The following is a 13,925-nucleotide window of genomic DNA, read 5'->3' as shown; positions in this document are numbered from 1 at the left end:
ACCTCTTCACCGATTGAGCGACGGACGCCCGCCCTCAGAGCGCCTCGACCTGCACGACGCCGGGCACCGCCTTGATGGCGCCGGCGATCTGCGGCGATACCTTATAGCGCCCATCGAGCTTGATCTCGACCTCGCGGCCCTGCGCCAGCAGGAGGATCATGCTGACCTCGCCGGCGCCGCTGGCGCGCGGCGGCGCCGGCTCGAGCCGCTTGGCGACGCCCTCGAGCGGCGCGGCTTCGCGCAGGAACACGCGCAAGCCCTTCTGCAGGTTGGCGGCGGCCTGGTCGAGCGGTTCGGCCGACTGGATGCGGGCGCGCACCTCATCGCCCTGCACTTCCGCCGACAACACCATCAGCACGGCTTTGCCGGGTTCGAGCAGATCGCGATATTCGGCGAGGCCTTCGGAGAAGATCACCGCCTCGTAGGCGCCGGAAGCATCCGACAAGCCGAAAATCCCCATCTTGTTGCCGGTCTTGGTGCGCCGCTCCTGCCGCGACACCACGGTGCCGGCGACCTTGCCGGCGGTGGCACCGCTTTTCACGGCGCGCGAAAACTCGGCCCAGCTCTGCACGCGCATCTTCTTGAGCACGGCGGCGTAATCGTCGAGCGGATGGCCGGAGAGGAAGAAACCGATCGCTTCGTATTCGCGCTTGAGGCGCTCGGCCGGCAACCACGGCTCGACATTCGGCATCGCGATCGGCTCAGCCTTGCCGGAGCCGCCGAAGAAATCGTTCTGGCCCACGGCCTGCGTCTCGTGGGTGCGCTGGGCGATGCCCATCACCTTGTCCATCGCCGCGAAGACGCGGGCGCGGTGCTTGTCGAACTCGTCGAAGGCGCCGGCGGCGGCGAGACTTTCCAGCACGCGCTTGTTGACGGCGCGCGGATTGATGCGCGCGGCGAAGTCGGCGAGATCGGCGAACGGCTTCTGTCCCCGCGCTTCGACGATCGATTCCACCGCCTGGCGGCCGACACCTTTGAGCGCCGCGAGCGCGTAAATGATGGTGTTGCCTTCGACGCCGAATTCGACGCCGGAACGGTTGACCGATGGCGGCTCGACCTTGATGCCGAGACGCTCGGCCTCGGCGCGGAATTCCGACAGCTTGTCGGTGTTGCCCATGTCGAGGGTCATCGAAGCAGCAAGAAATTCGACCGGGTAATTCGCCTTCATATAGGCGGTCTGGTAGGCGACCAGCGCGTAGGCTGCGGCGTGCGACTTGTTGAAGCCGTAGTCGGCGAAGCGCTCGAGCAGTTCGAAGATCGCTTCGGCCTGCGCCTTCGGAATATCGTTCTTGGCGCAGCCCTCGACGAAGATCGAGCCCTGCTTCTGCATCTCGGAGCGGATCTTCTTGCCCATGGCGCGGCGGAGCAAGTCGGCGTCGCCGAGCGAATAGCCGGCGAGCAACTGCGCGGCCTGCATCACCTGCTCCTGGTAGACGATAACGCCGAAGGTTTCCTTCAGCACCGGCTCCAGTTTCGGGTGGATGTATTCCGGCACTTCGTCGCCATGCTTGCGCGCGCAGTAGGTCGGGATGTTCGCCATCGGGCCCGGGCGATAGAGCGCGACCAGCGCGATGATGTCCTCGAAACGGTCGGGCTTCATGTCGAGCAGCGCCCGGCGCATGCCCTGACTTTCCAGTTGGAACACGCCGACCGCTTCGGCGCGGGTCAGAAGGTCGTAGGTCTTCTTGTCGTCGAGCGGGATGGCGCCGAGATCGACCTCGACCCCGCGCAATTTCAGAAGCTCAACCGCCGTCTTGAGCGTGGTCAGGGTCTTGAGGCCGAGGAAGTCGAACTTCACCAGCCCCGCCTGCTCCACCCACTTCATGTTGAACTGGGTGACCGGCATGTCGGACTTGGGATCGCGATAAAGCGGCACCAGCTCGTTGAGCGGCCGGTCGCCGATGACGATGCCGGCGGCATGGGTCGAGGCGTGGCGCGTCAGGCCCTCGAGCTTCCTGGCGATGGCGAAGGCGCGCGCCACGGTCGGATCGCTCTCGGCCTCGGCCTGCAGCTTGGGCTCGTCTTCGATCGCCTTGGCGAGGCTGATCGGCGCCGCCGGGTTCTGCGGCACCATCTTGCAGAGCCGGTCGACATGACCGTAGGGCATCTGCAGGACACGGCCGACGTCGCGCAGCACGCCCCGCGCCTGCAAAGTGCCGAAGGTGATGATCTGTGCGACCTGATCGCGGCCGTAGCGCTCCTGCACGTAGCGGATCACTTCTTCGCGGCGGTCCTGGCAGAAGTCGATGTCGAAGTCGGGCATCGACACGCGCTCGGGATTGAGGAAGCGTTCGAACAGCAGGCCGAAGCGCAAGGGATCGAGGTCAGTGATGGTCAGCGAATAGGCCACCAACGAGCCTGCGCCCGAACCGCGGCCCGGGCCGACCGGGATGCCGTGATCCTTTGCCCACTTGATAAAGTCAGACACGATAAGGAAGTAGCCGGGATACTTCATCTTCTCGATGACGTTGAGCTCGAAGTCGAGCCGGTCCCGGTAGTCCTTTTCGGTGAAGCCTTCGGCGATGCCGGCGGTTTCGATGCGGCGGGCGAGACCGGCCTCGGCCTGCTGGCGCAGTTCGGTCGCCTCGTCCGTGCCCATGGCAAAGCGCGGCAGGATCGGCTTGCGCGTCTTCGGCCGGAAGGCGCAGCGCTGTGCGATCTCGACCGTCGAGGCGATCGCCTCCGGCAGGTCGGCAAACTGCGCCACCATTTCGGCGCGGGACTTGAAGCGGTGCTCGGGCGTGAGCTGACGGCGCTCGCCATCGGCGACGTAGCGGCCCTCGGCGATGCAGATCAGGGCATCGTGGGATTCGTAATCGGCGCTCGAGGCGAAGAACGGCTCGTTGGTCGCGACCAGCGGAATGCCACGCTCATAGGCGAAATCGATCAAGACCTTCTCGACGCCGCGCTCGACCGCGGTGCCATGGCGCTGCAGCTCGATATAGAGACGGTCGCCGAACAGCGCGGCGAGCCGGTCGAGGCGCGTCGCGGCGACCTGGCTCTGCCCGGCGGCAATCGCACGATCGAGTGGCCCCGACGGCCCGCCGGTCAGCGCGATGATGCCCTTCTCGATGCCGGCGCGCTCCTCCTCCAGCCATTCGATGCGGGCGCGCGGCGGCTCGTTCGGCGGCGACTCCATGAAGGCGCGCGAATTGAGCCGCATCAGGGTGCGGTAGCCCTCCTCGCTCGCCGCCAACAGCACAAGGCGCTGGCGTTCATGGGCGGCAAGCGCGGCGCGCGGCCCGTTCTCGGTATCGCCAAAGTCGACGGCGAGCGCGACGCCGACGATCGGCTGGATGCCGGAGCCGGCCATCTTCTCGGAGAATTCCAGCACACCGAACATGTTGTCGGTGTCGGTCAGCGCCAGCGCCGCCTGCTTGTCGGCCTTGGCCAGATCCGCAAGCTTGCCGATCGGCAGCGCGCCCTCGAGCAGCGAGTATGCGGAATGAACGTGCAGATGCACGAAATCGAGATCGGCCATGATGTGCGTTCGGCGGCTTTGAAGCGATTCCCTTGGGTCCCCACAGTGGGGACACGCGGCCGCCTCGTCCACCCTCGCCGGCGCATCGCTGCCGGTTCTGCCGATTTTACACAGGGCACGAGGCATACAGGGCCGGCCCGTCCTCCCGCCCGATCCCCAGGCGGCATGGACAGCCGGAACCCTCGACCTTTATCGCGCGAACCGACCCGTCATGCCGGCGAAGGCGTCGGGGAACGCCGGCCGGACATGACTAGACGCGGGCTACGCTACAGACAGCAGTGGTACGCAACAGACACGTTGGCTAAACGTGAAACTCTCAACTGGAACGCACGGCGAGACACTAACCCGAGACCGGTACAGGCAACCGATCTTTCAGAGATTCCCGATGACCTGGGACCAGATCGCGACCATGCCGACGAACAGCGACAGGGCGGCAAGCGTGGCGGCTTCCTGAACGACGATCTTGAACATGTGACCCTCCACAAGAACGTAGAGAGAACATAGTTCACTTTCTGTTCTAACGTCAAGCGGGGGTAGTGGGTCAGTTTGAAAAAAGGCAGCCCGGAGCGGGCGAAGATTAACAGACAGTTATCGGGATTCGGCCCTCCGCCCCTTGGCAGCCGCCGGAGGCGATGGGACAGTTCCGTATGTCCTATTACTGGCAGAAAGTCCTCAAAACTGCAGGTCGCGAGACCATTAGTTCCTTCGGCTGGAACAAGAAGACGCTCGCAGCGGTGCTCACCGCCTTGGGAACGGTCATTGTGGCGGGACTGCGAGGAGACTTGTCAACGATGACATCAAGCGCATCTGGATATTTCTGGTTAGCGCTTGCTCCGTTTCTTGCGGCTTTAGTTCTGTTCATTTGGAGCATAATCGAAACGCAAGCCCAGATGTATGCGGACCTCAGTGCGGCGACCGCATTTGAAATTCACACCCTGAAAACTGAATCTCGATTGGCATCTGCCAGAACGCCGAATTACGGCGCATGGAGCCACGTCGATCGACTTTCATTGAAACAAGCCGCATTCCTATGGTCTGATGAAGAACCGGGAATTTCCATGTCAAAAAATGTGACTGCTTGGTACTACGCTCTCTCTTCGGCAATTCAAAAAGGAGAGTTGAAATTTGAACCTCACTATTCAGGTCCAATGTCGAAACATATCCAATATGACATGCTTAAGAAGAATCCGAATCTCGATACTGTGGTCACGCGATCACACTTGAAAGAGTTTGCATCCATTCACAACTACACGCCGAACTTCTTAAAAGACTCCTGACGTTGCTGCCAAAGCCAAACGACCGCCTCGCACCTGATCCATTTGATTGCTGCCGCCTTGTCTGCAAACCCATAGACCGCTTCGGTTTCGCCGCTCCGAAATGTGACGCGGACGAAATGCCCCTCGCCGATCTTGTTGGCTTCAACGTCGAACGTCGGTTCAGTTACGCGCTCGGCTTCCCAAGCTTCCAGAACCGCTACGATGTCCGAAACATCCCAAAGGCGATCCGTGACGCCAGCGGCCATGGCCGGGCTTATCTTCAATGTCTGATGAATGCGGACGAAGTTGTAATACATCGTGTGCAGTGCGACCGCCGCAGTGTGGTTTTCGATCTTCTTTGAAAATGCATTGGTCAGCCGCGTGAAGCGACGCATATGCATCCGCATCGTCAGATTCTGGCGTTCCGCATATGACGTGCTGACGTGCCTCACGTCCGGGTTGCCGGTGACGCGCTTTTTCTGAGCGCCGATGCAAACCGCCGGGCTGTAGCGACGCTCGCCGCTCGGGGCAGCGCCGTAAATCTTGTTGAGCATCGCGTAATCAACGTCAGCGCCGAACACGGTATCCACGGCCTGCAAATAAGGCCTGTGGCCGTCGCTGGTAAGCTGGACGCGGTTCGCGAGGCGCGACTTTAGGTCATCCACGAAACGCAGCGCGCTGTACGTTGTACGGTCGCCCACAAGCCATGAAACCAGAAGCTTGCTGTCCGCGTCGATCGCGGTCCACGTCCAGACGTCACCGGCATCCGCCGGGGCGGACTTGGCGCGCTTCACGTTGTCATTCTTGGCGTAAACAAACGACCAGATTTCATCCATCTGGATACGTTGCGAGGTCAAGCCCCGGACGTGTTGGTCATGGTAGGCGGCGCAGGCCTGCCCCACGTCCGCCAGTAGCTTCGCCACGGTGTTTTTGCTCGCCCCGGTGACCCGCGTAATGGCGCGGATGGCCATTCCCTCGCAGAGCAGGGTCAGGATTTGAGCGCGGGTCTTCGGGTCCAGCTTGTTCATGCTGGGGAACCTACTGCACAAATCGCCTTCTGTCAAGCATATGGGTCAGTTTAAGCCATTGCCTTTATCGGTGTTGAATGCTATGTGAATCAATGCAATAAGGCGGGATGGATGTGCTGTTTTCGACCCCTGATTTGAGCCTTATCGAGACCGATGAAGCGGGAAAAACCCGTTTCCCGGTGGCGGTAATAAGGTCCGCGCGTCGGAAATTGACTGTTTTACGAGCCGCGCCGGACGACCGCGCGTTGCGTACCTGGAAAAGCCTCCATTACGAGCGCCTCAAGGGCGCGCGGGACGGACAGAGGTCAATCCGGCTGAACGACCAGTTCCGTATGGTTTTTACGTTGGACGAAACAACGAATCCCCAGACGGCCACGATTATAGCGATTGAGGACTACCACTGATGAGCAATCCGAAACCTGCCCCTGTGGAGCATCCCGGGACGTTCATCGTCGAGGAGTTGACTGCCCGTGGATGGCAGCAGGCAGACCTCGCTTACATCCTTGGAATGTCTCCGCAACAGTTGAACCCCCTGCTGACCGGCAAGACCAGCATTACCCCTGACCTTGCTGCGCGACTGGGCGCGGCTTTTGACATGCCCGCTGACTTTTTCGCGAACTTGCAGAAGATGTACGACCTCAATCAGGTGAAGCCTGTTGACCCGGGCGTTCGGACGCGTGCGTCATGGCTTGCTCACTTTCCCGTTCGCGAAATGATAAAGCGCGGGTGGATCGAAGAAACCGAACCAAGTTTGCTTGATGCTCAAATGCTGCGGTTCTTTGGAAAGAACCGAGTGGAGGACATCCCGTTCATTGGACATGGAAAGGTTGGCGCGCACGCTGCCAGAAAAGGCAGCGACTATTCGCAGACAACAGAACTACAGTATACGTGGCTGCACCGCGTAATGAAGATAGCCGAGATGATAGATGCTCCGCTTTTCTCCGAAGAGAAGCTGCGGGACCATCTGCCCATCATCCGTTCGCATCTTTTGGATAAAGATGACCTTTCGCAGATTCCTGAATTGTTGCGCCGTTGCGGCGTTCGCTTTGCACTTGTGGAGTCATTGCCGGGGTCCAAAATAGACGGCGTGTGCGTCTGGATTGATGGACAACCTGCAATCGGCATGACCACAAGGCTGGATCGTCTTGATAATTTTGCATTCGTTCTGCGCCACGAGATTGAACATGTTTTGCGCGGCGACGGGCGCGAAGAAACATTTTCTCCGGTAGATGAAATTGGGCCGGATGTCGATTTAGAAAACAGACCCGAAGAGGAAATTATAGCTGACAAGGCTGCAACGGAATTTTGCATTCCTCAGCACCAGCTTGAGTCCTTCCTTATTAGAAAGGGCAAATTCATCTCTGAGCAAGACGTCATTGCCTTTTCAGGACGCCTTGGCATTCACCCGACTATAGTCATCGGTCAAATTCAGCACCGTAGAAAGAACTATGGCTGGCTCCGGAAATATCAGACCAGCATCCGTGAGTATCTATTCGATTGGAAATTTGTTGATGGATGGGGCCGCGTATGCCCCACCGGATTATAGGGAACAGACCAATGGCAAACTTCGATGAACAGGTTCTCCGCGCTTGGGATGAGTTTGAACAGGCGACAGGTGCAGACGCTATTAATCCCGACGATTTTTTGGCTTGGGCACTCGAAAACAATAAGCTTGCCCCTCGCCCCCAAGACCTCCGCAAGCTTTTGCGAAAGCAGGTAACCAGCGCACTTCGAACTGCGATCCGTCGTGATGACGGCGGGTTTAGCTATCGTGCGAAACAGTGCGTGAAGATTATTGAAAACGGGGTTCAGATCCCGCTTTGGTTTGACACGGACAGCGGCGGAACCAGCAACCTGCGACAAAAGGCAATCAGGCAGCGCCGCGATGGAATTGCCAACGATGTCTATCGTGCCGTGTGCGACGTGGAGCACATGAACAAGGTCTTCCCAGAGGATCAGCTAAGCTTCCACCTCGACTTTGTCGATGACGTAGCGGAGCGCCGCATTGCGGAAGCAACGTCGTCGGAAAAAGACGACGACGAAGCGGCCTAGCGTTTCTTCCACCGCGCGTCCGCGCCCGCCTGTGCGATTTCTGAGCGCTGCTGAGGCGTGAGGACGCGCGACCGTGCTTTGCCGCCTTTTTTTCCCGCCTTCACCTTGGCGGCGACCGGCGGCCGGTCCTCGACCTCCCCCGTGGCAATGCCGACGATGGCTTTGGCTAGCTGGTTAGGGTCGCGGGGGCGCTTGGTCATTAGCCCCCCTCGAATTTGATTTCAGCGGCGGTCAAGTAATACCCTTTGTCGTGGATGCCCATTAGTACTGCATCCGTATTGACGCCCACTCGGGCAGTTTCGCCGGGATTCATTTCCAAGGATTTGAACGGTTTCCACGGACCCTGCTCAGTAGGCAGATTTGCGCCCGAAGCATCGCCCGTAAAACCGTAAACCTTTGAACTAATTGTAGAATTAAATACGTACACCTTCATGACGACCTCCAACGCCAATATGGCCTCGAATTCGGCCTCAGGCCAGCCCGGCAAAATGCCTTATTCAAACTGACCCACTACCCAAGCGGGAAATTTGCCGCCTTCCCGATCTCTGACCAAGCGGTGATGGAACCCGCGCAGATTGTGTCACAATTTTATTCGCGCGAATTAACGCTCCCTTTAACCCGCAGCTCTAGGTTGTCCTCACCCGTTGAACAGGGCGGGTTTGGCACTGTCTGGAGTAAATGCGTATGTTCAACAAGCTCATGGCCTTCGCCAGAGACGAGAGTGGCGCCACGGCCATCGAATACGGCCTCATCGCCGCCGGCATCGCGGTTGCGATCATCGCGATGATCAACACCATTGGCACGCAGCTGAATACGGCCTTCACCTCGATCTCGACTCAGCTGAAATAAACCGCGGTCGAGCGCGAGCACGACAATCGAAACCACCCCGCCCGGGGTGGTTTCTTCGTTTCAGTCCATCTCCACCACGAGCCCGTCACGGATAGTCACGCGCCGGTCCATGCGGGCGGCGATGTCCATGTTGTGGGTGGCGATGATGGTGGCCAGCCCCGAAGCGCGCACGAGCTGCGTGAACGCGGCGAAGACGTGCTCGGCAGTCTTGGTGTCGAGATTGCCGGTCGGCTCGTCGGCAAGCAGGATGCGCGGCGCATTCGCAACGGCGCGGGCGATGGCGACGCGCTGCTGTTCGCCGCCGGACAGTTCAGCCGGGCGGTGGTTCAGGCGCGCCTTCAGGCCGAGATAGCTCAGCAATTCGACCGCCCGCGTCTTCGCCTCGCTGCGCCCCAAGCCGCGAATGAGCTGCGGCAGAACCACGTTTTCCAGCGCCGTGAATTCCGGCAGCAGATGGTGCGACTGGTAGACGAAACCGATCTCGGTCCGGCGAATGCGCGTGCGCTCGGCATCCGGCAGGTTCGCGGTCGCCTTGCCGCCGATATAGACGTCGCCATGGTCGGGATGCTCGAGCAATCCGGCCAGATGCAACAGCGTCGATTTGCCGGCCCCCGACGGCGCCACCAGCGCTACCGACTGTCCCGGCCACACCGCCAGTTCCGCGCCACGCAGGATGTCCAGGGTCGTCTCGCCCTGGCTGTAGTGACGCTCAACCTGATGCAGGAACAGGATCGGATAATCCTGCGTCTCCTGCTGTTCGATCTCGACCTGCGTTTCGACGATGACCTCACTCATAACGCAGCGCCTCCACCGGATCGAGGCGCGCGGCGCGCCAGGACGGATACAGGGTGGCGAGAAGCGACAGGATCAGCGCCATGAGGACAACGGCCACGGTCTCGCCGGTATCCATGCGCGCCGGCAGATGCGACAGGAAATAGAGCTCGGGCGAGAACAGTTCGGTGTTGGTCAGCCACGACAGGAAGCGACGGATGCTCTCGATATTGAGGCAGACCACGACACCGAGCAGGAAGCCGACAATGGTGCCGACCACGCCGATCGCCGCGCCGGTGATCAGGAACACGCGCATGATGGCACCCTGCGTCGCGCCCATGGTGCGCAGAATGGCGATGTCCTGGCCCTTGTCCTTCACCAGCATGATCAGGCCGGAGACGATATTGAGCGCCGCCACCAGCACGATCAGCGTCAGGATCAGGAACATGACGTTGCGCTCGACCTGCAGCGCGTTGAAGAACGTGGCATTGCGCTGGCGCCAGTCGATGATGAAGATCGGCCGCTGCGCCGCCTCCTGCACCGCCTTGCGGTAGACGTCCACACGGTCGGGATTGTCGGTATAGACCTCGATAGCGGTGACGTCGCCGGCGCGGTTGAAATAGGCCTGCGCTTCCTTGAGCGGCATGAAGACCATGGCGCTGTCATATTCCGACATGCCGATCTCGAACACAGCAGCGATCTTGTAGACCTTGATGCGCGGCGTCGTGCCCATCGGTGTCACCGCCCCGCGCGGCGCCACCAAAGTGATGTTGTCGCCGGCTCGCAGCGAGAGCTGATCGGCGAGGCGCCGGCCGATGGCAACGCCCTGCCCTTCGTCGAAGCCGCCGAGCGAACCCTGCTTGATGTTGTTGACGATGGACGGCAGGCCTTCCATGTCCTTGAGACGGATGCCGCGCACCAGCACGCCGCCGGCATTGAACGGCGAGGACGCCAAAGCCTGGCCCTCGACGATCGGCGCGGCGAGCCTGACGCCCTGCGCCTTGGAAATGCGGGCGGCGACCTCGTCCCAGTCGGTCAGCGGCTTTTCCAGCGGCTGCACCAGAAGGTGGCCGTTGAGGCCGAGGATCTTGTCGAGCAGTTCGGCGCGAAAGCCGTTCATCACCGCCATGACGATGATGAGGGTGGCGACGCCCAGCATGATGCCGAGGAAGGAAAACCCGGCAATGACCGAGATGAATCCTTCTTTGCGGCGCGCGCGCAGATAGCGCAGCGACAGCATCCATTCGTACTGGGAGAAAGGCCGCGTGCCGCTCGGCTCAGGCATTGGTGAGGAACCCCATAGGGTCTGGGTTTTCACACGATTCGGGCGGTTTCGTGGGTGAAAAAGCCAAGCGCGGCCACAGGTTTATTCTCAATCTCGTCATGCCGGGACACAGGCGAGCGAAAGCGCCGCCATCCTCCGGACGGCTATGCCCGGCCATGACGGCAGGGAACAGTTAGCGCCCCAGCAAATCCACCGCGGCGGCCGGCGACATCTGCTCTTTCTCGCCGGTCTTGCGGTTTTTTACCTCGACCTTGCCCTCTGCCAGGCCACGAGGTCCGACCATCACCTGCCACGGCAGGCCGATGAGATCGGCATTGGCGAACTTGGCCCCGGCGCGCTCGTCGAGGTCGTTGTAAAGGACATCGACGCCCTTGGCGGTGAGTTCGGCGTAAAGCTGGTCGCAGGCGCCGTCGGTCGCGGCATCGCCCTGCTTGAGGTTGAGGAGCGCGACCTTGAACGGCGCCACCGGCTCCGGCCAGACGATGCCGGCTTCGTCATGCGAGGCCTCGATGATCGCCGCGACCAAACGCGATGGGCCGATGCCGTAGGAGCCCATGTGGACGGGCACTTCCTTGCCGTCCGCAGTGGCGACCACGGCCTTCATCGGAGCTGAATATTTGGTGCCGAAATAGAAGATGTGGCCGACCTCGATGCCCCGCGCCGACACCTGGGCATCGGCCGGCACCGCGGCGAACTTGTCGGCCTCATGCATGTCTTCGGTCGCCGCATAGAGCGAGGTCCACCGATCGACGGTCTTTTGCAGGCCGGGAATGTCGTCGAAATTCACCTTCTCGTCCGGCACCGCCATATCGAGGTAGTCCTTGTGACAGAACACCTGGGACTCGCCCGTGTCGGCCAGCACGATGAATTCGTGGGACAGGTTGCCGCCGATCGGGCCGGTGTCGGCGCGCATCGGGATCGAAGTCAGACCGAGGCGCTTGAAGGTGCGCAAATAGGCGACAAACATCTTGTTATAGGAGTGCCGCGCGCCGGCCTCGTCGACGTCGAACGAGTAGGCGTCCTTCATCAGGAATTCACGGCCTCGCATCAGGCCGAAGCGCGGGCGCACCTCGTCACGAAACTTCCACTGGATGTGGTAGAGGTTGAGCGGCAAGTCTTTGTAGGAACGCACCGAGGCGCGGAAAATCTCCGTGATCATTTCCTCGTTGGTCGGACCGTAGAGCATCTCGCGCTCGTGCCGGTCTTGGATCCGCAGCATCTCCTTGCCGTAGGCGTCGTAGCGGCCGCTCTCGCGCCACAAATCGGCCGACTGAACGGTCGGCATCAGAAGCTCAATGGCGCCGGAACGGTTCTGCTCCTCGCGCACGATCTGCTCGATCTTGCGCAGCACTTTGAGGCCCAGCGGCAGGAAGGCATAAATGCCGGCCGCTTCCTGGCGCATCATGCCGGCGCGCAGCATCAGGCGGTGCGAGACGATCTCGGCCTCGCGGGGCGGTTCGCGGAGCGTAGGCAGGAAATAGCGGGACAGGCGCATGGGTGTCGGAGCCGGCTTTTCGAGGGAATTCAGGGAGGAAAGTGAAAGCGGATCGGCGCTGAAAAGACAAGGCCCCGCTTGGGCCTAGAGGCTGAAATGCGCGTAGGCCTTGAGCTTTTCGAGGTGCTGGACCACCGGGAAGGAAATCCAGGCCCGGTCGGTCAGGTGCGGCACGCGGGCGACATCGATCACCGCGGCGAGCCGCCGCAGGTAATAGAGCTCCTCCTTGGACTGCACCTTGAAGGCCGCGAATTCCTGCTGGCCTTCGTGCAGGTCCCGGTCCGAATAGACGTCCTCGAAGCGGCTCATCCACCCGTCCCGTCCGGGGTCGAGGCCGGCGCCCTCACCGAAGGCAACCTTGGCGCGGTCGCGGATGACCGTCGGCAACTGGTCCGGATAAAGATCATAAAGTTCGCGCAGCGGCATCTTGCCGGTCGGTAGCCCATCGACGGAACGGACCAGCGCCTCCGGCGAAAGGCCAAGCGCGTAGTTGACCACATTAGGGTCAAGGAACGGCTCGCGCATCTCCAGCGAGTACCGCATCGAGCAGCGATCGACGCGCTGCAGGCTGACGCGATGCATCAGCGACAGACATTCGTCCCGGCAGAAGGCGCCTTCGGCCGGCGCCTCGTGGAACGCGATCTCGAGCGGGGCATAGCCGCAGAACAGTTCGTCGGCGCCCTCGCCGCACAGACCGACGCGGAATCCGTCGCGGTGCATGGCCTTGCTGGCTTCCAGCGACGCCAGCGCGCTGCGCACCAGGTTCGGCTCGAAGGATTCGGTGGCGGTGACGACATCGTCGATCGCGGCGAAAGCTTCCGCGCTCTGCGTATCGAAGGCCACGAGCCGCAGGTCGTAGCCGGTCTTCTCGGCATAGGCCTGCGCGAAACGATAATCCGGCGCATTCGGCCCGCCAACGAAATAGCCGGGCGCTTCGGGACGGAATTGCCGCGCATAATGCGCGACCAAAGTTGAATCGATGCCGCCCGAGAACCAGGTCGCAACCGGCAGGTTCGGCGGCAGACGTCGTTCGACCGCGCCGCGCAGGATATCGTCGAGCATCCGCGCCGAGCTTTCGATCGGCACATCGACGCGCGGCCAGATCGGCGAGCGATAGCGCGCCACCGCCTTCTTCGACATCGCATAGCCCGGCGGCAACAGCATCACATCACCGACCGGAACGACATCGAGCAGCGGCTTCATCTCCGAGCAGAACAGAAAGCTCGCGCCCTGCTGCATCACATAGAGCGGCTTGACGCCGAACGGATCGCGCGCGGCCAGGAATTCGCCGCTCGAAAGATCAACGGCGACGAAGGCATACATGCCGTTGAGACGTTCGAGCGCGCGATGGCCCCAGACCTGCAGCGCATTGGCCAGCACTTCGGTGTCGGAATGGGTGCGGAACGTCACGCCGAGTTCTTCCATCTCCCGACGCAGTTCGACGTGATTGTAGATCTCGCCGTTGTAAGAAACGGCCAGCCTTCCGAAGAACGAAATCTGCGGCTGGGTGCCGTGCTCGGCATCGACGATGCGCAGGCGCCGTGTGCACATCGCGACGTTCGGGAACGGCGTGAACAACGGATCGGTGATGTCGCCGCGGTGCAGGATGCCGTCGATCAGGCGCGCGACGGTGAGTTCGGCATCGGCCCAACCGATCGCGACCGCAAATCCGCACATCCGCCACGTCCCCGTTATCGCCCTGGGCGCC

The 13,925-nt window shown here is 61.4% G+C and carries 13 protein-coding genes; 5 read left to right on the top strand and 8 right to left on the bottom strand.

Going from position 1 to position 13,925, the window contains the following annotated elements; translation table 11 throughout:
* Positions 1–34: 34 nt before the first annotated feature.
* On the bottom strand, positions 35–3,481 hold the full coding sequence (gene dnaE / locus E8Q40_RS11495) for a DNA polymerase III subunit alpha (RefSeq protein WP_137044690.1): 3,447 nt from the start codon (positions 3,479–3,481) through the stop codon (positions 35–37).
* 647 nt (positions 3,482–4,128) lie between these two features.
* Between dnaE and E8Q40_RS11490 the strand changes: the two genes are divergently transcribed.
* Positions 4,129–4,758: a hypothetical protein gene (locus E8Q40_RS11490; protein WP_137044689.1), complete on the top strand. Its 630-nt coding sequence runs from the start codon at positions 4,129–4,131 to the stop codon at positions 4,756–4,758.
* Here E8Q40_RS11490 and E8Q40_RS11485 read toward each other — a convergent pair.
* The gene (locus E8Q40_RS11485) at positions 4,728–5,765 is read right to left on the bottom strand and encodes a DDE-type integrase/transposase/recombinase (RefSeq protein WP_137044688.1); all 1,038 of its coding nucleotides are present in this window, start codon (positions 5,763–5,765) and stop codon (positions 4,728–4,730) included. The two genes, E8Q40_RS11490 and E8Q40_RS11485, sit on opposite strands and share 31 nt — an antisense overlap.
* Positions 5,766–5,872: 107 nt before the next feature.
* Between E8Q40_RS11485 and E8Q40_RS11480 the strand changes: the two genes are divergently transcribed.
* Genes E8Q40_RS11480 through E8Q40_RS11470 form a run of 3 tightly spaced genes read left to right on the top strand, consistent with a single transcriptional unit; the run spans position 5,873 to position 7,817 of the window.
* On the top strand, positions 5,873–6,169 hold the full coding sequence (locus E8Q40_RS11480; RefSeq protein ID WP_137044687.1) for a type II toxin-antitoxin system RelE/ParE family toxin: 297 nt from the start codon (positions 5,873–5,875) through the stop codon (positions 6,167–6,169).
* On the top strand, positions 6,169–7,311 hold the full coding sequence (locus tag E8Q40_RS11475) for a HigA family addiction module antitoxin (protein WP_137044686.1): 1,143 nt from the start codon (positions 6,169–6,171) through the stop codon (positions 7,309–7,311). The genes E8Q40_RS11480 and E8Q40_RS11475 overlap by 1 nt, the downstream gene beginning before the upstream one ends.
* Before the next feature lie 11 nt (positions 7,312–7,322).
* Positions 7,323–7,817 carry a hypothetical protein gene (locus E8Q40_RS11470; protein ID WP_137044685.1) on the top strand — a complete coding sequence of 165 codons (495 nt, stop codon included), beginning with the start codon at positions 7,323–7,325 and terminating at the stop codon, positions 7,815–7,817.
* Here the strand turns inward: E8Q40_RS11470 and E8Q40_RS11465 are convergent.
* Together E8Q40_RS11465 and E8Q40_RS11460 are read right to left on the bottom strand one after the other, a co-directional pair.
* Positions 7,814–8,017: a histone H1 gene (locus E8Q40_RS11465; RefSeq protein WP_137044684.1), complete on the bottom strand. Its 204-nt coding sequence runs from the start codon at positions 8,015–8,017 to the stop codon at positions 7,814–7,816. The two genes, E8Q40_RS11470 and E8Q40_RS11465, sit on opposite strands and share 4 nt — an antisense overlap.
* A complete protein-coding gene (locus E8Q40_RS11460) occupies positions 8,017–8,250 on the bottom strand; it encodes a hypothetical protein (RefSeq protein WP_137044683.1) in 234 nt (77 codons plus the stop codon). The genes E8Q40_RS11465 and E8Q40_RS11460 overlap by 1 nt, the downstream gene beginning before the upstream one ends.
* 251 nt (positions 8,251–8,501) lie before the next feature.
* On the opposite strand from E8Q40_RS11460, the gene E8Q40_RS11455 reads away from it, so the two are divergent.
* Complete coding sequence (locus E8Q40_RS11455; RefSeq protein ID WP_137044682.1) at positions 8,502–8,666, top strand: Flp family type IVb pilin; 165 nt, start codon at positions 8,502–8,504, stop codon at positions 8,664–8,666.
* A 60-nt stretch (positions 8,667–8,726) separates the two neighbouring features.
* Here the strand turns inward: E8Q40_RS11455 and E8Q40_RS11450 are convergent, their stop codons facing one another.
* From E8Q40_RS11450 to E8Q40_RS11435, 4 genes are all read right to left on the bottom strand, one after another.
* On the bottom strand, positions 8,727–9,461 hold the full coding sequence (locus tag E8Q40_RS11450) for an ABC transporter ATP-binding protein (protein ID WP_137044681.1): 735 nt from the start codon (positions 9,459–9,461) through the stop codon (positions 8,727–8,729).
* Positions 9,454–10,722, bottom strand: coding sequence for a lipoprotein-releasing ABC transporter permease subunit (locus E8Q40_RS11445; protein WP_137044680.1), 1,269 nt, complete (start codon positions 10,720–10,722; stop codon positions 9,454–9,456). Before E8Q40_RS11445 ends, E8Q40_RS11450 begins: the two co-directional genes overlap by 8 nt.
* A gap of 172 nt (positions 10,723–10,894) precedes the next feature.
* A complete protein-coding gene (gene proS / locus E8Q40_RS11440) occupies positions 10,895–12,217 on the bottom strand; it encodes a proline--tRNA ligase (RefSeq protein WP_137044679.1) in 1,323 nt (440 codons plus the stop codon).
* A gap of 84 nt (positions 12,218–12,301) precedes the next feature.
* On the bottom strand, positions 12,302–13,894 hold the full coding sequence (locus E8Q40_RS11435) for an asparagine synthetase B (protein ID WP_137044678.1): 1,593 nt from the start codon (positions 13,892–13,894) through the stop codon (positions 12,302–12,304).
* Positions 13,895–13,925 lie beyond the last annotated feature (31 nt).

Origin of the sequence: Pseudolabrys sp. FHR47 (assembly GCF_005153485.1) — a bacterium.
Lineage (GTDB): Bacteria > Pseudomonadota > Alphaproteobacteria > Rhizobiales > Xanthobacteraceae > Pseudolabrys.
This window is presented reverse-complemented; position numbering and strand designations above follow the sequence as displayed.